This is a genomic window from Pseudomonas fluorescens (assembly GCF_902498195.1).
Taxonomy (GTDB): Bacteria; Pseudomonadota; Gammaproteobacteria; order Pseudomonadales; family Pseudomonadaceae; genus Aquipseudomonas; species Aquipseudomonas fluorescens_BU.
Genome location: NZ_CABVIY010000002.1, coordinates 83,231 through 102,540 on the forward strand (window position 1 = coordinate 83,231; position 19,310 = coordinate 102,540).

At 52.7% G+C, this 19,310-nt stretch carries 14 protein-coding genes; 6 read left to right on the forward strand and 8 right to left on the reverse strand.

The annotated features are described in order from the left end of the window. The first annotated feature begins 246 nt into the window (after positions 1–246). Genes F8N66_RS05775 through F8N66_RS05790 form a run of 4 tightly spaced genes read left to right on the forward strand, consistent with a single transcriptional unit; the run spans position 247 to position 10,601 of the window. Complete coding sequence (locus tag F8N66_RS05775) at positions 247–1,158, forward strand: WYL domain-containing protein (protein ID WP_150770145.1); 912 nt, start codon at positions 247–249, stop codon at positions 1,156–1,158. Further along, positions 1,155–4,061, forward strand: coding sequence for an SNF2-related protein (locus tag F8N66_RS05780; protein WP_150769288.1), 2,907 nt, complete (start codon positions 1,155–1,157; stop codon positions 4,059–4,061). Before F8N66_RS05775 ends, F8N66_RS05780 begins: the two co-directional genes overlap by 4 nt. 49 nt (positions 4,062–4,110) lie before the next feature. Continuing rightward, the gene (locus F8N66_RS05785) at positions 4,111–7,227 is read left to right on the forward strand and encodes a DNA methyltransferase (protein WP_224790448.1); all 3,117 of its coding nucleotides are present in this window, start codon (positions 4,111–4,113) and stop codon (positions 7,225–7,227) included. Continuing rightward, positions 7,227–10,601 (forward strand): DEAD/DEAH box helicase family protein, encoded by a 3,375-nt coding sequence (locus F8N66_RS05790; protein ID WP_150769290.1) that lies wholly within the window; start codon positions 7,227–7,229, stop codon positions 10,599–10,601. Before F8N66_RS05785 ends, F8N66_RS05790 begins: the two co-directional genes overlap by 1 nt. A 148-nt stretch (positions 10,602–10,749) precedes the next feature. Here the strand turns inward: F8N66_RS05790 and F8N66_RS05795 are convergent, their stop codons facing one another. The 8 genes from F8N66_RS05795 to F8N66_RS05830 form a co-directional block, all read right to left on the reverse strand. Then, on the reverse strand, positions 10,750–11,586 hold the full coding sequence (locus F8N66_RS05795) for a hypothetical protein (protein WP_150769291.1): 837 nt from the start codon (positions 11,584–11,586) through the stop codon (positions 10,750–10,752). Positions 11,587–11,779: 193 nt separating this feature from the next. Beyond that, entirely contained in the window at positions 11,780–12,082 is a 303-nt protein-coding gene (locus F8N66_RS05800; protein ID WP_150769292.1) for a hypothetical protein, read from the reverse strand. A 233-nt stretch (positions 12,083–12,315) separates the two neighbouring features. Beyond that, a complete protein-coding gene (locus F8N66_RS05805) occupies positions 12,316–12,507 on the reverse strand; it encodes a hypothetical protein (protein ID WP_150769293.1) in 192 nt (63 codons plus the stop codon). A 10-nt stretch (positions 12,508–12,517) separates the two neighbouring features. Continuing rightward, positions 12,518–13,015 carry a RadC family protein gene (radC, locus tag F8N66_RS05810; RefSeq protein ID WP_150769294.1) on the reverse strand — a complete coding sequence of 166 codons (498 nt, stop codon included), beginning with the start codon at positions 13,013–13,015 and terminating at the stop codon, positions 12,518–12,520. 47 nt (positions 13,016–13,062) lie between these two features. Continuing rightward, a complete protein-coding gene (locus tag F8N66_RS05815) occupies positions 13,063–13,989 on the reverse strand; it encodes a hydrolase or metal-binding protein (RefSeq protein ID WP_150769295.1) in 927 nt (308 codons plus the stop codon). 74 nt (positions 13,990–14,063) lie between these two features. Then, positions 14,064–15,068: a YqaJ viral recombinase family protein gene (locus F8N66_RS05820; RefSeq protein ID WP_150769296.1), complete on the reverse strand. Its 1,005-nt coding sequence runs from the start codon at positions 15,066–15,068 to the stop codon at positions 14,064–14,066. A gap of 94 nt (positions 15,069–15,162) precedes the next feature. After that, positions 15,163–16,131, reverse strand: a complete 969-nt coding sequence (locus F8N66_RS05825) for a DUF932 domain-containing protein (RefSeq protein WP_150769297.1) — start codon at positions 16,129–16,131, stop codon at positions 15,163–15,165. A gap of 77 nt (positions 16,132–16,208) precedes the next feature. Continuing rightward, positions 16,209–16,481 (reverse strand): hypothetical protein, encoded by a 273-nt coding sequence (locus F8N66_RS05830; RefSeq protein ID WP_169883483.1) that lies wholly within the window; start codon positions 16,479–16,481, stop codon positions 16,209–16,211. 540 nt (positions 16,482–17,021) lie between these two features. Here F8N66_RS05830 and F8N66_RS05835 point away from each other — a divergent pair. Both F8N66_RS05835 and F8N66_RS05840 read left to right on the forward strand, forming a co-directional pair. After that, entirely contained in the window at positions 17,022–18,308 is a 1,287-nt protein-coding gene (locus F8N66_RS05835; RefSeq protein WP_150769299.1) for a hypothetical protein, read from the forward strand. 68 nt (positions 18,309–18,376) lie between these two features. Continuing rightward, positions 18,377–19,012, forward strand: a complete 636-nt coding sequence (locus tag F8N66_RS05840) for a hypothetical protein (RefSeq protein ID WP_150769300.1) — start codon at positions 18,377–18,379, stop codon at positions 19,010–19,012. The last annotated feature ends 298 nt before the right edge of the window (positions 19,013–19,310 follow it).

Below are 19,310 nucleotides of genomic sequence, written 5' to 3' on the forward strand. Positions count from 1 at the left end.
ATATCTCCTTGCTGGCCGATGCGATATTGGCGTGGGCGGATGTTAAGCGTCGGGTCGGCCCTACAGTGTCGGCATCGAGTCTTTGAGATAGGTGTCAACGAAGTTCTGCGTGGCGGCTCCTTGCGGCGTAACCTAATTAGGTGATCAAAATGATCGCCACCATATAAATAAAATGCATTCGTAGACGGATTTTTAAGCATCCAATATACTTTGCTCGACTATTCGTATCAGGCTTCATTAACTCGTATGGCGACCATGAACTTGCTTACTGAACTCACTCAGCCACAGCGTGACCGCTTGGCCTTTATCGAGCTGCGTGTGCGCTTCGTCGGGGAGATTCGGAGGCAGGATTTAGTAGACCGGTTTGCCATCCAGTCCGCTGCGGCTACCAGAGATCTTGCGCTGTATAGAGAGCTGGTCCCGGGCAATATTGACTATGATTCCAAGGGTAAAAGCTATGTCTTAGGCGATGATTTTCATCCGCTGTTCGACTACCCTGCGGAAAGAGTAATGTCGTGGCTGACCCAGGCCTTCGGCGATGGTGAACCGCTGCAGCTCAAAACCTGGGTCCCCAGTGAAATCCCGTCCCGCTTGACCAATCCCGATCTGGATGTGCTGTCGAACGTAACCCGTTCCATCCATCTGGGCTGCCCTTTGTCCATCGAATACCACTCCATCTCCAGCGGTAAATCGAAGCGAGAGATTGTGCCCTTTGCTTTGCTAGACACCGGCCTGCGCTGGCATGTACGGGCTTTTGACCGCAAATCCCAAGAGTTTCGTGACTTTGTGATCACCCGGATCAAGCGCCCGCGTTTGCTCATGGGTGAGTCGTCCGCACCACATGAACTGAGCAATCAGGACATACAGTGGACGCGGATTGTCGAGTTGGAGCTGGTTCCGCACCCGGACCGGCCGCATCCGGAGATTACTGAGATGGATTACGGTATGCAGGGCGGCGTATTGCGAATGAGGCTGCGCGCTGCAACGGCGGGCTATGTGCTGTGCAAATGGGGCGTGGACTGTACTCCGGATCATAGTCTACAAGCGGCAGAGTACCGTCTTTGGCTAAGGGACTCATTGGCTATCTATGGCGTGAAAAACGCTGCGCTGGCTCCGGGTTATTCGGAGCCTGGGCGCGCGGCTGGAGCAAAGAAATGATTACTTCCTATCACGCTAAGTATTATGCGCACGAACTGACAAGACGCCATGCTGCCGATGGTGTTGGCCGCCTCTCTCAGTCTCTGTTCGACGCGAGTGTCGATCTAAATCCCCACCAGATCGAGGCTGCATTGTTCGCTTTACGAAACCCATTGCAGCAAGGGGTCTTGCTCGCTGACGAAGTAGGCCTGGGCAAAACTATCGAAGCCGCGCTGGTTGTCTGTCAGCTATGGGCGGAGCGCAGTCGCAGACTACTGATCATCGCGCCGGCCAGCCTGCGCAAGCAGTGGGCGCAAGAGTTGTCAGAGAAATTTGCCGTGCCGTGTACTGTGCTGGATGCTGTGGCACTCAAGAAGCAGACAGCCGGCAGCGTACTTGAAACTTTGCAACATCTGGCTGGCAAGTCAGTCCTCATTATGTCCTACCAATTTGCTGCCGGGCTTGAGGCTGAGCTGCGCGCCATTCCCTGGCATGTGGTGGTTCTGGACGAAGCCCACAAGCTTCGCAATGCTCACCGTCAGAGTAATCGCACCGGCCAGGCCCTGCGCCGGGCGCTGGAAGGCCGCAAGAAGTTGCTGCTCACAGCGACGCCGATGCAGAACTCGCTGATGGAGTTGTATGGCCTGTCCACGCTCATCGATGAGCATCTGTTTGGCGATGAAAAAGCCTTCCGCAAGCAATATCTGAACAATCCCGCTGGACTGGAGGAGCTGCGAGGGCGCCTAGCTGGCTTCACTCAACGCACTTTGCGCAAGAATGTGTTGGAGTACATCCAGTACACCGAGCGTAAGGCTATAACCCAGCCATTCAGCCCCACAGATGACGAGCAGGCGCTATACGACCAGGTATCTACCTTTCTGCTGCGCGAACATTCTTTTGCCTTACCCAAGAGCCAGCGCCATCTCACCGGTCTGATCCTGCGCAAACTGCTTGCCTCCAGCACCCCGGCCATTGTCGCCACGCTGATGACCGTCCGTGCCCGGTTGGAGCAGATGCTGGTAGACGAGGCCTCGGCAGAGCAGGTCAACCTGCTGGAGCAATGGATAGAAGAGGATGACCTCGAAACCGACTATCTGGAAGAGGAAGAGCCCAACTCGGATGAACTGCTGCCTTCGGAGCCGATTGTTCAAAAGCCGGAGCATAAAAAACAATTCATTCAGGCAGAAATAGATGAGCTGACGGTCATTATTGATCTTGCACACGGGCTGCGTAGTGATACTAAAGCTCAGTCTCTGCTTACTGCGTTGCAACTAGGCTTTGCCAGCATGGCTGAGCTTGGGGCCTCGCGTAAGGCCATCATCTTCACCGAATCAAAACGTACTCAGGAGTATCTGCAACAATTTCTGTCTGCCAACGGTTATGACGGCAAACTGGTGTTGTTCAGTGGCACGAACAATCATCCCGACTCCACCGTTATCTACCAGCAATGGCTGGCTGGACATAAAGGCACTGATCGGGTAACCGGATCCCCCCAGGTGGACCGCCGTACCGCGTTAATCGACCACTTTCGCCAAGATGATGGCAGTGGTGCAGAGATCATGATCGCTACAGAGGCTGCTGCTGAAGGCGTGAACCTGCAGTTCTGCGCCCTGCTAATTAACTACGATCTCCCATGGAATCCACAGCGGGTTGAGCAACGCATAGGTCGCTGCCACCGCTACGGCCAGAAATTTGATGTGGTGGTGATTAACTTTCTCAACACCCGCAATCAGGCAGATCAGCGCGTATTGGAGTTGCTGACTGAAAAATTTAGCCTGTTTTCCGGAGTGTTCGGTGCCAGTGACGAGGTGCTAGGCAGCATCGAAGGCGGCCTGGATTTCGAGAAGCGCATCCAGAAAATATACGATACTTGCCGCCAGCCAGAAGAGATTGAAGCTGCCTTCAATGCGCTGCAGACCGAGCTGGAAGAAGCGATCAATGATCGCATCAAAGACACTCAGTCACAGTTACTGGAGAACTTTGACGAGGATGTTCACGACCGACTCAAGTTACGACTGGACGAAGCCGAAGCCCGGCTCGACAGAGTAGGGCGTTGGTTCTGGGGTGTGACACGCTATGCCCTGAGTGCGCGGGCACGCTTTGACGATCAGGCTTATGCCTTTTCGCTGACCAGCCCGCCAGAAGGTAAGGCCCTGCAAATAGCGCCTGGTCGGTATCAGCTCATCCGTGGTGCCGCTCAACCCGATATGTTGGCGCACGCCTACCGACTCAGCCATCCGTTGGGTGAGTGGAGCATTGCCACCAGCCTCAACACCTCTACTCCGATAGCCCTGCTCAAGCTCGACTACGGCAAGCATGGCACGCGCATTTCGGTTATTGAAAAGCTACTCGGCAAGTCTGGTTGGCTCACTCTAGTGCGGCTCGAAGTGACAGCCTTTGAGACAACCGAAGCGCTGTTGTTCTCAGGCCAGACCGACGAAGGTGAACTGCTTGATCAGGAAGTCTGCGAAAAACTGCTGACCATACCTGCGGCTAATAAGCCCGTCGCTATTGATGATGCAGCACCCAATGCCCTGGCGGCGAACAGCCAACGCTTGGTACAGGCCACCATTTCCGACGTGCTGGAAGCCAACCAGCGCTTGTTCAATGAAGAGCGTGACAAGTTGGAGCGCTGGGCCGATGACAAACTTGTCGCCGCTGAAGAGGCCCTAAAGAACACCAAGGCAAGCATTGCCCAACTAAAGCGTGATGCCCGCAAAGCCGCCACGCTGCAAGAGCAAGAATCCATCCAGCGTGAGATTTCAGAGTTGGAGCGCAAACAGCGCCGCCAGCGCCAGGAGATTTTTGCCGTGGAAGACGAAATTATCGAGAAACGCGATGCGCTGATTGAGTCTCTGCAGCAACGGCTGCAAGAAAAAACCAACACCCAATCGCTGTTCACCCTGCGCTGGCAGGTGGTATGAACCGAGCACCGGAAACGAACGAATTAAGGCCTGAATAATGAGCACAGCCGTGACCGCTAAACAAAACGTTAAATTCCAGCAGCTCATTACCAAGCTGCGTGAGATATTTCAGATCGACCGACCGGAGCTCGACTTTGGCATCTATAGGATCCTCAATGCCCGGGCCGATGAAATCAACGATTACCTTGAGAACCGCCTGACAGAGAAAGTGCAAGCCGCGCTGGCTGTAGGCAATGCCGCCAACACCCAGCAGTTGCAAGCCGAACTGCAGGAGGCGGAGAAAAATGCCCTATCGCTGGGCGTCAGTCCCGATGGCGTACCCAAGGTGCAGGAGCTGCGCAACAAGCTAAAAGCAGCCACCACCGGCTATGGTGAACACGAAAACTCCGTGTTCTCACACCTGCTCACGTTCTTCTCTCGTTATTACGACAACGGCGATTTCATTAGCCAGCGCCGCTACAAGGGCGACACCTATGCCATCCCCTATGCAGGGGAAGAAGTGATGCTGCATTGGGCCAACAAGGACCAGTACTACACGAAGAGCGGCGAAAACTTCGCCAACTACAGCTTTAAGCTACCTGGCCAGGACGGGCACTCAGACCGCACAGTACATTTCAGGCTAGTGTCGGCAGACACTGCCAAGGACAACCGTAAGGACAATGATAAAGAACGTCGCTTTGCCCTGCTTGAGCACAAAATCATTACTCGCATTGATGAGCAGGGCGACGAGAATGACGAAGAACTTCTACCCATCGAGGAAGTGGATGGCGCTAGTGGCAAGGAGCTGATCGTTCGCTTCGAGTACAAGGCCGTCGCCAAGGGCACTAAGCAAGACGCACTGGTACAAAAGGCTAACCAAGCTGTTCTGAATGACGCTTCCGTCAAGGCGCGCTGGCTAAATTTAGGCAGCCGCGCACCTACTGAGAAGAATCCGCAACGTACTCTGCTGGAAAAGCACCTTACGGATTACACCACAAAGAACACAGCCGATTATTTTATCCATAAACGCTTGGGTGACTTCCTGCGCCGGGAGCTGGATTTCTATATCAAGAGCGAAGTACTGCACCTTGACGATGTGCAGAATGCCAGCGCTTTTGCTGATATTGAGAATTCGCTGCGCATGATTCAGTGTCTGCGCGCCATTGCACAGGAGCTGATCGTGTTTCTCGCCCAGCTGGAAGATTTCCAGAAAAAGCTGTGGCTGAAAAAGAAATTCGTAGTTTCCAGTCACTACTGCATCTCGCTGGATAGGGTTCCAGATGCTCTGTGGCCAGAAATTGTGGGTAACGAGAGGCAGTGGGATCAGTGGAAGCAGTTTGGTGTATGGCATGGTGATGGTCAGGGCACGATTGATGACCTGAAGGCGGGAAAGTATCGAATGGTTGATACGGCTCTTTTTCCGTTGGAGTTCAAAGCCAAACTACTACAGCATGTGCCGGACCTAAGCGGTTCAACCAATGGTTTGCTGATCCACAGCGATAATTTTCAGGCACTTAATCTTCTGCAGGAAAAATATCGAGAGCAGATAAAGTACATCTACATTGATCCTCCGTATAACACTAACTCGACACCTATTCTCTACAAAAATGAATATAAGCACTCATCGTGGATGAGCTTGATGCAGGACCGCTTGCGCAAAGGTATGGGGCTACTAAGTCTCGATGGAGTGAAGACGCTGGCCATTGATGACTCTGAAATGGTCAACCTCTGCAAGGTTCTTGAAGAAGTGGCTCCAGACCATACTCTGTCTAAAGTTTCCGTTGTGCATAACCCTAAGGGCTCCATCACCAGGAACTTCAACCGTACACATGAGTACGCCTTGTTCCTGACACGAGACGGGCGGACGGGCAGTATTGCCAGGACTTTGGAAGAGAACGGCACGCCACGCAAGATGCGGCGCTGGGGTGAAAACTCTAGGCGTATTGATCGCCGTCCATCCTTCTATCCAATCTACGTTCGGGACGGCAGCATCGTTGATGTGGGTTCAGTTCCTGATGATGATTTTCATCCGGCTGGTAAGAACGTTGAGCTATCCGATGGTCGAGTTGAGGTTTGGCCAATCGACCAGGATGGTGTTGAACGTCGCTGGAACTTCGGTCTAGATTCGATTCGGCAGAATCTCGATCGTGTTGCTGCGCTTAAAGCAGGCAACGAATGGGATCTGTTTGTCACTCATGAGCAGACAGTGCCGAAAACAGTCTGGAGTGGCGGCGAGTTTGATGCCGGCAAGTACGGTAATAGCCTTCTTATCGACATGCTCGGTGAAAAGCGTTTCGACTTTCCGAAATCGATCCATCTGGTGAAGAAGTGTATATCCCTTGCTGTACAGGCCGGCGAGGACGCTGTGGTACTCGACTATTTTGGCGGGAGCGGTACCACTGCGCATGCCGTTATCGAATTGCGGCGTGAGGCGAGAGCTGCAGGTACAGACCCAAGGCTTGGTTTCATTTTGGTGGAGCAGGGCGAGTATTTCGAGTTAGTAACTAAGCCTCGAGTCATAAAGGCAGCCTACTCCGAGCATTGGAAGGATGGTAAATCCTTAGCACCAGAGTCGGGTATCTCCCTCTGTTTCAAAGTCCTAAAGCTCGAGAGCTACGAAGATACGCTGAATAACCTACAACTGCGCCGAGATGCCAAGCAGGGCGAGACACTCTCACTTCTTGACCAAGAGGCCAAGGACGACTATCTACTAAACTACATGCTGGACGTGGAAAGTCGCGACTCTCTGTTGTCCGTGCAAGATTTCAACAAACCCTTCGACTACAGCTTGAATGTGGCGGTCGATTCGGCGGGCGCATTTGAACCGCGCAAAATCGACTTGGTGGAGACCTTCAATTACCTGGTCGGTCTACGCGTCAAACATATCGATGCTCAACCAGAGCGTGGATTTGTCACCGTCACTGGCACGCTGCCCAACGGCGAAAGCTGTCTGGTTTTGTGGCGTGACTGCGATGTTCTGGATTATGAAGGCGTGAGCAAACTCTGCGACCGACTTGCCATCAACCCGGCAGATAACGAGTTCGATGTTGTCTATATCAACGGCGACCACAACATCCCGACCGTAGTGACACAGACTGCCGAAGAAGGTGGTGCTACTCGTGTATTCAAGCTGCGCCAGATAGAGCCTGAATTTCTGCAGCGCATGTTCTCGGTGGAGGACATCTGATGGCGCCTCCTCGCAAAATAGTTGCCACCGCAAGCTCAAGAAGTGGCGGAAAAAAGCGCAGCTTTCATCAGGAGTTGGTACTCAATCGCTGGATGATGGGTTTTTTCAAGGGCGGTAGTCTGGGAGCTTTGAAGCTGCGCCTGGGTGATGATCGACACGAAGGGATCGACGAGGACGGGCAAACTAAATTCTTCCATGAGTTGATACGCAATCTGTTTCAAGTTGACCGTGTGTCAGAAGCTGATTTACGTCGCTATGACCTGAGTATCGTGAATCACTGGCAGGCCATCACCGTTCAGCGCAATAAGCTGGAAGGCCATGAGTTGCAGATGAAGTACTTTCAGTATTTGTCGCTGCTGTTCACCGAAATCTATCTGGACTGGTACTTCAACAAACGGCAGGCCCTGCTGGATGGCCTAAATGAAGAATTGCTGCGCTATCGTGACGAAGTCGGTGCGGAGCAATTTAAAGACTTCGAAGCAGACGACCTGAACAAGATCGCCTTTTGGAACGCAACAGGCAGTGGTAAGACGCTGCTACTGCACGTCAACATCAGGCAGTACCTGCACTATTTTCAAGCAGGTCTGCGTGAGAGCTATCCGAGCAAGATCATTTTGCTCACGCCCAATGAGGGCTTGTCACGCCAGCATTTGGAAGAGCTGCATTTGTCGGGTTTCGGTTTTGCTCAGTTCTTCAACAAGTCGCAGACACCGGCACGTGGAACCATTGAGATCATCGACATCAACAAACTTGGTGATGAGATGGGGGATAAGGTTGTTGCTGTCGATGCCTTTGAAGGCAACAACCTAGTTCTGGTGGACGAAGGCCATTCCGGTACAGGCAAAGCAGGTGGTGCCTGGATGAGTCGGCGTGATGCGTTGGTGCGCGGGGGCTTTGCTTTCGAGTATTCGGCCACATTCGGGCAGGCTGTAGCCAAGGGAATGACCGTGGCTGCGGCGGAAGAAGATGTCCAGAAAAAGAAGTCCAAGATGCTGTTCGAGACAGTTAGCCTGAAAAAGCTGGATGACAGCCAGCTGGCGCAGCTTGCTCTGACCAGCGATGAAAAACGCCTGGCGCGCATCTCAGCAACTCGCGAAATCTACGCCAAGTGCATCTTGTTCGATTACTCCTACAAGTTCTTCTATGAGGACGGCTACGGCAAAGAGTCGTTGATTCTGAACATGAGCGGCGAGGCCTACGAGCAGGAGGAGTACGCCCGCAAATACTTCACGGCCTGTCTGTTGGCGTTCTATCAGCAGCTGTGGCTGTGGGGAACTCATCGCGACAAACTGACCGACTTCAACATTGAAAAGCCGCTTTGGGTGTTCGTGGGCAACAGGGTATCTGGTGAAGAGTCGGACATCCTCGAAGTGGTAAATTTCCTTGCCTATTTTCTGAACAGTGATGCGCAGATCAAGGTATGGCTCGACGATCTAGTTGCGGACAAAGCTCAGATTCTTGATGCGAAGGGTAACAATATCTTTAAGGGGCGTTTTAGTCCTCTTATGTGTTTCGTTGGTAAGCCGGAAGATCTGTATGCCGACATTCTGCATCGAGTGTTCAATGCGCCAGCTAAGCAGCGCCTGAAACTGGTTAATATCAAGAGCAGCAAAGGTGAGTTGGCATTGCGGGTGGGTGACGCTGAGCCTTTCGGTCTCATCAACATTGGTGACGATGCAGGTTTTTTTGGCATAGCGGAGAATGTTGATGGTTTCGATAGTGAGCGCGACGACTTCGGTGGCGCGCTTTTTGGTACTCTGAATAACAAAGATAGCCGGCTCAATATGCTGGTCGGTTCGCGGAAATTTACCGAGGGCTGGAGCAGCTGGCGTGTGTCTACTATGGGCCTGCTTAATATGGGGCAGGGAGAAGGCTCGCAGATCGTCCAATTGTTTGGGCGCGGCGTTCGCCTCAAAGGCAATGGTTTTTCGCTCAAGCGGAGCTTGCCAAATGAACGACCAAAAGGTCTGCATCTGGACAAGCTGGAGACGTTGAATATTTTCGGGGTGCGTGCCAGTTATATGGCCACATTCAAGGATTATCTACGTGAAGAAGGCATCTCCCCCAGTGACGAAATCTTGCACCTGGAATTCGAGACAAGGCCGAACCTGCCTGCTTCTACGCTCAAGACGTTGACCTTGAAGGATGGCTACAAGGACAACCAGAAGTTGGGGTTCAAACGTACTCACTTCCCGCTGTTGTACGAGATTCCCGAAGCGTTTAAGGGCAAGATCAAAGTTCCGCATGTGGTACTTGATCTATATCCGCGAGTCGAAGCACTGTCCACGCAGGATAAAGCTTTGGTGGCCACGGTTGAAGCACGCCATAAGGGTAAGCTAAAAGTTTCGCTATTCACGCTCTTCGACTGGGATCGTATCTATCTCGCCTTACAGGATTACAAGCTGCAACGCAGTTGGAGCAACCTGCGGCTGGATCGCCAGAAACTGATCGATTTCTGCGTAGGTTCATCTGACTGGTACACGCTGTTCATTCCTGCGGCGGGGTTGTCGGTGGCGGGATTCAATGACATCCGTAATCAGGAGGACATCCTTATTCGTCTGCTGACGGATTACACTGACCGTTTCTACAAGACGTTGAAAACCGGCTACGAAGGGCAGTTTTACGATGTAATACGTCTGGAAGAAGACCACGGATCGATGCTGAAGCTCTATCAGTTCGAGATCGAAAATACGGATGACGGCTTGGCATACCAGGAGAAGCTGGAAGTGCTGAAGAAGCTGGTTGCTGAAGGCAAGATTGGTGAGGCCAGCAAATGGAACGCCCCTCACATGGTTGCTATCAGTTTTGATCGCCACCTGTACTATCCGTTGCTATCACTGGAAGACAAAGAAGCGGTCCCATTGAAGATGCGCCCTCTGGCTTTTGATGCGCCAAGCGAGTGGGATTTTGTTCGCGACCTGGAAGCGTTCTATAACTCGGCCAATGGCCAGGCTATTATTGGCGCTCGTAGTCTCTACCTCCTACGCAATGCAGACAGTCAAGCAAAGGGCCTGGGTTTTGCGCTGGCAGGCAACTTCTACCCCGACTTTTTGCTATGGCTTGTGGACAATGTCACAGGTAAACAATGGCTTTCGTTCGTCGATCCCAAGGGCCTTCGCAACCTTGATCTTTCACACCCAAAGCTTAGCCTTTACAAGGAAGTAAAAAAATTAGAAGAGACGCTTTTGAATAATGCCAAGTCTGGTGAATCCCCCCTGACTTTGAATGCATTCGTGCTGTCTCCAACGAAGTTTTCGGATTTACTCAATATTGGTGACTCGGCGAAGAAGTCCGAGCTGGAGGGGCGTAATGTTCTATTCATGGAGGATGGCGGCGAAAATTACTTACGGAAAATGTTCGCAAGGATTTCCTGATTCGTTGTAATTGGTTTTTTTATGGCTTTGCAATATTGGAGGGAGGAAACTCCCTCTAGTAGCTTATAGAAAGTGATGATCAGTAAGTTCGCGGTCTTCTGGCTAGAGTTTTCAGATTTCTGATTAAGTGCTTGTTGCTTTTAGTAAGTTACTTCTTTGGCATATGCCTTAACTTGGCTCTGATCAAAGAAAAAATTGAGTAAAAATCATTCATTTCATGCAGTGGTAAGTATATTTTTTTTACTGCGGCCCTCAACTTGCCTTGAGGGGTTTTGTCTCCGGGGACAATCCTTCGTTCGTAGGTGGTTTGATTGTCTTGGTGTTTGTAAACGTGCTTTGCGGCCATCCAGAAAATTCCTTTTACACATGGAAGGTCGTACCAGTAAACATATATGCAGTTATCAATGCCGATATTTTGCGACTCAACAAGTTCCCTTTGGTTGATAAGTTTTTTTCCGTTCGAAATGTCAAGAGTTAGCGAGTGAGAGTAGCATTGATAGTTAGGGTTTAACTTTGAAATTGTAAGGTATGGTCTGAAAATCACTTTAAACTCAATCCAGATAATTGGCTTTCCGGAATGTTCTATAAGAAAGTCGGGGTTGTGTAAGTTTTTTTTGTCTGCTCGTTTTACTGTTGCCCCAGGACATTCTGTGCTGAGTATTTCTTGAAGGAAATCTTGAAATTTATCTTCGAGATCTTTTCCAGTGCTTATGTCTAAATCTTTATCAATCGTCTTTAGGTTAGCTAAGTGGAATTTTGAGCAGTATTTGCAGTTCTCATCTAGCGGGAGCGGTCCTTTCATCGCAGGGACGCCAAGATTAAATGACTCTACTTGTTCAAGATATAGCTTCTGATAGTATTTTGATGAGTCTGGCAGGTCGCAAAGTAGACGGTCGTGCTTTGCTGGTATTCCATCGACGAATTTTTTTTCAAGAGAGAAAATTAGTTTCTTATAGTACAGAAATGAAAGTCGATGGTTAGGCATTTTTTAATCCTTTTAATTTGTAAGCTGGCCGCCAGTGTGTGCTTGACTTTGATACTAGGCTCTCTGCAGGTGTCTGGGTTTTCGAGCTACTTTGGTTCGGCTTATTGCGTGTAATTAAAATCGGACAATTATCTGTATCCTAAAAAATAATATTTGAATAGTCGTCATAGTCGTCGGTAGTTGAATTTTTTAATTAAAACCAGTGAGCTGGAATTTCTATGCCGTAATTTTTCGCAACGGTGTTCAGTGTGGCAGTAATCTCTGTGTGCCGGGTTTTATCGGTTAGCTGCCAGGTCGCTCGCCGCTCCAGCAGGCTCTTCAGCTCACGAAGGTTGTACATGCCTAGGCGGTGGAAATTGCCCCAGCTCGGAATACCGAACAGGTTATAGATAACAACAGTGGCATCACGCTCACTGGCGAGGCGCTTCTCGCCTGTTAGCTTCTCGGCGGCTTCTTCAGCTTCGTCGCGGTCGTCGTAGGTGTTGAGTAGTTTCATCGTCGTACAAGGTGGTTGGAGGGTGTAAATGATACCAAAGCGAGAGCGTCAAGCATTCTGTCGCTACTGAGTTTTGGTTCACCCTAACACGAGATGTAGTTCAACGCTTTTGCTTCGTGATTGTGAGCCGCGGTTATAGATGAGCGGCCTTGTGGACGCTCAGGTAGTGAGCTGGCAAAAAAAAGAAGATGACTATTCCCGGCGTGAGCAGCCATTCGGCCGCCCACGCTGGTTTATGTCGTCCATTGGGATGGTTGGTCTATGCGGCTTTGTAGCCACCGGTAAATCCAGCATGCCAGCACCACCGCAATCAGTAGTGGCGAAAAGCGCACCATGAGGATCAACAGCAGTAGCGCTATCATGCAGCCGACTAGGATGCTGGCGAAAATGAACACGGCAACAAAGATCCGTAGCAGTTGCTTCATACTCACTTCCTTATAGGTAACCCCGCTCAGCCAACGATACACAGCCGTCATATCCCACGACAACATGATCCAATATCCGGGTGCCGATCATGTTTAGAGCGTTCTTGAGGGTTATGGTCAGCGTACGATCGGCTTGGCTAGGCTCCGGGTCGCCGGAGGGATGGTTGTGAACCAGAATCACTGCCGCGGCGTTGTGCTCCAGGGCGATCTTGACCACATCCCGAGGGTAAACGCTGGCACCATCCAGCGTGCCTCGGAACAGCTCCCGAAACCCTATAACCCTGTGTTTGGTATCAAGTAGCAGCAGAGCAAAGACTTCGTACTCATGGTATTGCAGCAGAGTTTGTAGATGGCTGAATACTTGCTTGGGCTCAGTCAAGGCCCGTCCTTTAGATAGACGACTCATCGCAAGTTGTTGAGCCATCTGCAGGATGTCGGACTCGGTGACTGGTGATTCCATGACATAAGTTCCGGTCTCTTCACCGGATCTGAGCTTGTGATATTTCATGGGGGACTCTCCTGGATTGGAAGACCTTGGTCATGGTGGAAGTTTGGTCAGTGGGCGCGAACGGAGTGGTCACTGCTGCTTTGGAGGGATTTAGATTCCAGCTTTTGTGCCAGTGATGTTTTGGCAGGAGCCGCTGGATTTGGGGCGGCTTCTTCCTTACCAGGCTGATCTTCAGCCGCGGGGTAGAACTCCTCGACGATGGCGCCGGTGTCCTCCTCACTGTCTTCAAAGGCCCCGTTGTTAAAGCCTTGTCGTGCCGCGCGATCCAAGGCGCTCTGATCGAAGCCCGAAGCTTGTCGGGTTTCCTCCAGCTGTTTGGCTGTCAGCAAGGCATCTTCAATACTCAGGCCGTTGCGCACCGTGATGTCCACGTAGAAGATCGGCGTGCCATGGCTCTGCCGGGTGGACTTACCGCGTAGGCGTAGCTCCAGTGGCAGGCAGGCCAGGCGGTTGCCGGAGATGGCCTGAAAATACTGCAGGCGTGCCGCCAGGGTGCGGATGCTGTTGAACCCAGTGGTGCGGAAGACAAAACTACCCAACGGATCGTCGGCACCAATCACCACGTTCAGCCGGCCATAGGGCTTGCAGGCATTACCTTGAGCTAGTGAACAGCCATCCGGTGAAGGGCAGGGTAGGGTCTTGATCCCGTCTTCACACTGTCGCTTGCAGATGTCGCCATTGCCGACGCACAAAGGCCGGCCGGTGGTGCGGTCGAATAGGCTGTAATCGGCGCGAAAATTCAAATCGGGCTCGTTGAACAACAAACGGATTGGAATGCTGCGCAGTTTGCCATCTTGGCCATTACGCAGTTCTTCATTGAGCGGGTGCAGCAGCCAGCCGTCGCGGCTTTGTACCTGCGAGGTGATGGTGAATTGATCGTCTTTCTCCGGCAGACGTTTACCGTTTTTCTCGACGACCCTGCCGATGGAAATACGCCCGAGTACAGGAGGGGTGATTGCTAAACCTTTGAGCATGACAGTTATCCTTGATCTGGAAATAAAAAAGCCACCAGGACGTAAACGGTCCCGGTGGCTTGAGTGAGGGGTATTCAGGCAAGCAGAAAACGGCGGCTGCCTGTTTTGATCTTGGGATAGCGGGCCTGCAGGTAGGGTTTGTCCTTGAGCATCTGTTCGACGTCCAGACCAATGCTGTCCTTGGACTTCTTCCAACTGATATAGCCCTCGGTAAACTCCGCACGGGTGGCTGCACCCATGGCCTGCTGCAGGACTTGCTTGAGCTGCGCCTCACGCGTCTCTTGCTGAGCAATGCTCTGGCGAATAGCCTTGAGCTCCAGGTAGGTGCTGGCCAGCTCCGTGTGCTGGCTGAAGTCCAGGGTCTGACCATTGTCTTCGGGGTAAAGGCAACGCAACGCCGCTTCGGCCGAGGCTGTACCATCGGCCGGTGGCGGGGTATCACTGACCACGTAATCCCAGAACAACCGTTCTAGATCGATCAATCGAGCAATCATCGACTCATCCCGTTCGATGCGATGGATCTCCAGGTGTTGGCCCCCCAGCAATACCGCTACATCCGCCGCCTGCTTGCCGGTCACCGCCAACTGGTGCAAGACCTGTAACTGCACATACTCCGGCACGCCTTCTTTCCAGAGGCGAGCGCCGTTGATGCCGGCAGTTTTGCATTCAAGGATCTGTACATTGTCGGTGCCGATGACTTCGCGGTCGATGTTGGCCAACATCCAGGGCAATTTAGGATCAGGATGCTGCAGCACGGCATTGATCCGCCGTACCCGGTGACCACTGCGCTTGGTGTAGTGGGTCGCGACAATCGGTTCAAGGATGTTTCCCCAGTAAGCTGGGCTCTCTTCATCATTGTGATCTAGCTTTGGTAGCGAACTGTCACGGCTAGTTTTCTCCAGCCACAGTTCCAGTTGGGATTTGTAAGGATTGAGCCCTACGGCAGCGGCGGCATCCGAGCTGCCGATGCCTTGCTTGCGCACCGCTAACCAGTCTTCACGCGGTAGCTCCTTGGTACCCACCAGGCGCAAGGCTGGACGGGGTTTGCTGCTGGGGTTTTGCAGTGTTTGCGTAGCCATAATGATTTCCTGTGCGGCATGAAAAAACGCCCGGCCAGCAGAAACTGACCAGGCGTTTAGCCGTGAGAAGAAAGAGAGGGGGATCAGGCAGAGACTAAGCGGCGAGTTGCAGGGCGGCGTTCAGGGCGCGTTCTTTGATGACGGCACCTTGGCCGAACCAGGCCGAATCCATGCGGTATTCAGTACTTCGAGCACGTCGCTCGTGATCGACATACTCCGTCACGGCGTTGAGCAAGCCCCACGCAGTTCCTTGGGCTGATTCAAGCGTCGCTCCACGACCTTGGCCTTCATACAAGCCTTGGACTTTGCGCAGTGCTCGCTCATTCGGCAGCACTTCCGGCAGTTTGCTATGGGGGGCTACTTCACACAGCACATTCATGAAGAAGCCCATCGCCTCATGCCACTGCACCTTGCGCTCCGCCAGTGCGCGCATGCGGTACATAAATTCATCCCATTGCGAGACGGCGATGCCCATTTGTTTCTTCACGGCCAGAGGATCAAAGCGCGTGTTGTGCGGCACCTTGATTGCGCGGGTAACGGCGTTCAGGGAGATGGTCAGGGTGTTGTTGCAAACTACACGCACGGTGGTCGGGGTCGCGGTGGTGGCCAGCGTACCGTCACAGGAGGTGGCTAATAGAAGATAGCCATTCACCTGATCGTTCCCCTTCAGCACGGTTGTTTGCCCGGTCCTGGCCAGAGCCCAGAACTTGCGGCCACCTTTGAGTACCCCAGCTGTTTCCAACTCATAGCCGGAGACCTCAGTCAGATCCCGGTAGAACTCCAGCACCTCACGGGGCTGCACAACTTGGTAACGGTTGGAAACCACCGACAACGGGGCCTTGGTGTCGGAACGATACAGCACCTTCTGTTCCGGAAAGGAGTGAATCGTACCCAGGTTGCCGATAGTGTCGGCCTTGAAGTGAACAGGACTTTCCTGGATCTGCCAGTTCATTCCGGCTTCCTGTTGCCAGACTTCGAGCGGTTGTTTTTGCGTCAGCCGGTTACCCAGACCATGCCAAGGGGTAGCGCCAACGTATGCCATTTGTTCGACGAGATGAGCCATGGGAGTGATTCCTTTGGGTGCGTGCCGGCATAAATGCTGCGCTCGCGCAGCATTGGCCGAAGAACGTTGTAAGAGGATTAGGTTGGTAGGTTGAAGCGATGATTGCAGGCGAGGCAGAGGTTGTTGGCGAACACATGGCGATCGAGTTTTTCGCCGAGCTGAGCACCGAGGGTGCAGCCGCCTGCACCTCCAGCGAGCCCGCCGAGGATGGCACCAGATACTGTGCCGAGGGTGATGCCAAGAGGGCCGGCAATAGCGCCGACATAGGCGCCCACCTGGCCTGCTGCCAGAACGGCGCTCGCACCACGAGCGGCTCCGCCTACGGTTCCAACAGCCGCGCCAATCTTCATGGCTGTTTGTAAAGATGCGATCTTGGGGGAGTTACATAGAGGACAATGCAATGACATGGTTCTGAGCTCCATGGGGTGGACGTCATGGCAGTGATGTAGGACTGAATTTTTTTTGAGTCGAATCGTAATCGGCCTCCATGACGATTAAGTGCAGCAATCGGCCGATTCTGTTGACAAGTCGGTTTGCTCAAAATGCTCGAATATTGATGGGTGAAAACATCTCTTTCGCACGCTACAACGTGAAATCCGAGTCCGGAGGATCTGCTCAAAGCTAGGGTCTCCATTTCAGGCTCGTACTTTTCTGCCGTGAAAACCAAGCCGGATTTTTTTCAATAGAATTGGCCAAGAGTAGTCATGGAATGACTACAAATTTGAGCGCGATTCAAGGCAGGATCCAGGTAAGCCCCTATCAACCGTGGCGGACGAGTCGAAGAGCGCGAGCGACTGATTCGGACCGAGAAAATACCGGCCCAACACCGGCACCGCTGAGCAACTGCCCTACTAACGGAACGAGCTCGAACAGATCAGGAGAACAACTCGATGGACCACACACTTTTCGAGCGCTACTCACCTGCCATCCGCAGGCTCGGCATGGCGGGCGCCAACAGTCCCGAGCTCGTGATTGAAAACACAGGCAGAGACATCCTCAGGTACATTCCTTTCGAACACGTCAACGCTGATGCCAAGTTGGTCATCGTGGGCATCACCCCAGGCCCCAACCAGCTGCGATTGGCGTACGGCGAAGTCCAGCGACTAATGGCCGTTGGCATCCCGACTGCAACGCTGCTTCATGAAGTGAAAAGACTTGGTGCATTCGGTGGCAGCGCCATGCGCCCAAACTTGCTGCGCTATCTGCGGCACTTCAAGTTCGACAAGATCCTGCGCATTCCAAATGTAGAGTCCCTGTGGGAAGAAAACGCCGACTTGTTCCACGGAACCTCGGTCATACCTCACGCGGCCTTTACAACAACGCCTGAGGGCGGCGAATCCATGTTTGCGGGCTCATTTGCCTACCTGATGGCTTCCCCTTTATTTCGAGAGTGCTTCATGGACTGCTTCGTCTCCACACTCCGCGAAATTAACCCAGACGCCCTGTATATCGGCCTGGGCGATTGCCCCGAAGACGCGTTGCAATGGTGCGTCGATAACGGGTATCTGCACGCCCGGCAGTTTCTGGGTTCTTTCTGCCATCCTTCAACCAGTGGCGGCAGCGCACCGAGTGTGTATATCAGAGATAAAACACTCAGTGACCTGAAGCCAGCAGACCCTGTACGTCACAGAGTTGCGAAACTCGATCGGGCCTATGCGCGAATGGCTGGCGCAACTGCGTTGCTTCTGTGCGGCGCTGCGCCAATGTCGGAACCGCCACGCGCCGTCCCTCTACCGGATAGTACCCAAGCTGCCCTTGCCCCACCGCCTCCGGCCAAGCCAACCCGCAAGACCGTAGCTGTCCCATGCGATGAATTCACAAATAAGGTGATCAAGCAGATTGAACAGAGCGGATACGTGCTCGTTAGGGAGAGCAAATACCTTGCAGAGTTTTGCGCTGCCGGCCAGACGGTTTATTTATTGAAAGCAAGGACCCGCATCAACAACATCTGTCTGATGGTTCACCCCAACATCATCAGGGGGCACTTGGTAGATCTGCTGGCGGCAATCGCCGTCAGCACAGGCCATCGACACCACTCAAGCATGTCGAAGTTTCCATCGAAATTGCATAATGGCAAGCAACCCATCACTTATGGCTGGCTTGTGATCATTGGCGGCCTGGCAGACGTCAATGCTGTGTTGGAAGGCCTGCTTGAAATAAAACCGGCTACAAGCTGAATTGTCGTTGTCAAAATGAGCCGAAGTTTGCGCTTGGCAGACTCATCAATCTGTTATGGAAGAACACAATGAGCGAACACATCTGCGTGCGTTTCCCGACCCCGAATTTCGACCGGCTGCTGGAAACCTTGCCACTCAAAGGCGCGAAGGTATTCAAGACCGGTTCCAGTTCAACTATCTTCGAGAAGGGTGACAGTTTGCTGCGGCTAACCCTGCAAGGCAGTGGCCATAACTTCCTGGCGCAACAATCGGCTGCGGGTAACCCAAACGTGGTCAGGGTACTGCACAACTATGGTGCGGTGGCGTTATCGGACACCTATGAGTCTGGCCCTGAGGTAGAGTTCTACTGGCTAGCGCAGGTCGAGCGCCTGGTTGATATTGAAGTGGGCAGCGAGCCTGTTCTTGAGGCTTGGCTTGCGCGATTCGATGAAGAGGGGCAGCCTGGCTCGAGGGACTTACCCGTTTTTGCACAGCAATGTCGTGAACTGGCGCGCGCTCACAGGCAGTATGCTGGGTTGATGGAAACGCTGGCGCTGGCGGCGGAGTTTCCGGGGATTGAGTCGATGGACCTGCGGCTGAGTAACTGCATGCGACGGCCTTTGACCGGGGAGTTGGTTTGGACGGATCCGTTAGATGATTGTTTCTACGAACCAGACACCAATGTGGAAATTTCACTGGATGTACTCTTAGCGCTTCTCAAATGACGGGTAATCTAATCCATACACACGTTTTCGGGCCACGTCTTGCCAGGCCTATGTGACCAGCTTTTTAATGAATTTTGGCTCTTCTCAGTGAACATATGCTCAGACCCATCTGGCACGCTAAATCTCCCCTGATTTTCTAGCTGCTGCGAAAGGGAACTTTGGGTCGTCATTAGCCGGTCGTGGCAGACTGAGATCGACCCAAATGGACGGTAGTAAGGGATTGGGCTCCAAGCTTTGCGGGAGCGGGCTTGCACGCGATGGCATCATCCCAGTGGTTCGCAGTGTAATCCTGCTTACG

Bases quoted from the DNA above. Each gene is read 5' to 3' on its own strand.
- F8N66_RS05775 (WP_150770145.1), top strand. From the start codon at position 247: ATGGCGACCATGAACTTGCTTACTGAACTCACTCAGCCACAGCGTGAC.
- F8N66_RS05780 (WP_150769288.1), top strand. From the start codon at position 1,155: ATGATTACTTCCTATCACGCTAAGTATTATGCGCACGAACTGACAAGA.
- F8N66_RS05790 (WP_150769290.1), top strand. From the start codon at position 7,227: ATGGCGCCTCCTCGCAAAATAGTTGCCACCGCAAGCTCAAGAAGTGGC.
- F8N66_RS05795 (WP_150769291.1), bottom strand. From the start codon at position 11,586: ATGCCTAACCATCGACTTTCATTTCTGTACTATAAGAAACTAATTTTC.
- F8N66_RS05800 (WP_150769292.1), bottom strand. From the start codon at position 12,082: ATGAAACTACTCAACACCTACGACGACCGCGACGAAGCTGAAGAAGCC.
- F8N66_RS05805 (WP_150769293.1), bottom strand. From the start codon at position 12,507: ATGAAGCAACTGCTACGGATCTTTGTTGCCGTGTTCATTTTCGCCAGC.
- radC (WP_150769294.1), bottom strand. From the start codon at position 13,015: ATGAAATATCACAAGCTCAGATCCGGTGAAGAGACCGGAACTTATGTC.
- F8N66_RS05815 (WP_150769295.1), bottom strand. From the start codon at position 13,989: ATGCTCAAAGGTTTAGCAATCACCCCTCCTGTACTCGGGCGTATTTCC.
- F8N66_RS05820 (WP_150769296.1), bottom strand. From the start codon at position 15,068: ATGGCTACGCAAACACTGCAAAACCCCAGCAGCAAACCCCGTCCAGCC.
- F8N66_RS05825 (WP_150769297.1), bottom strand. From the start codon at position 16,131: ATGGCTCATCTCGTCGAACAAATGGCATACGTTGGCGCTACCCCTTGG.
- F8N66_RS05830 (WP_169883483.1), bottom strand. From the start codon at position 16,481: ATGAAGATTGGCGCGGCTGTTGGAACCGTAGGCGGAGCCGCTCGTGGT.
- F8N66_RS05835 (WP_150769299.1), top strand. From the start codon at position 17,022: ATGGACCACACACTTTTCGAGCGCTACTCACCTGCCATCCGCAGGCTC.
- F8N66_RS05840 (WP_150769300.1), top strand. From the start codon at position 18,377: ATGAGCGAACACATCTGCGTGCGTTTCCCGACCCCGAATTTCGACCGG.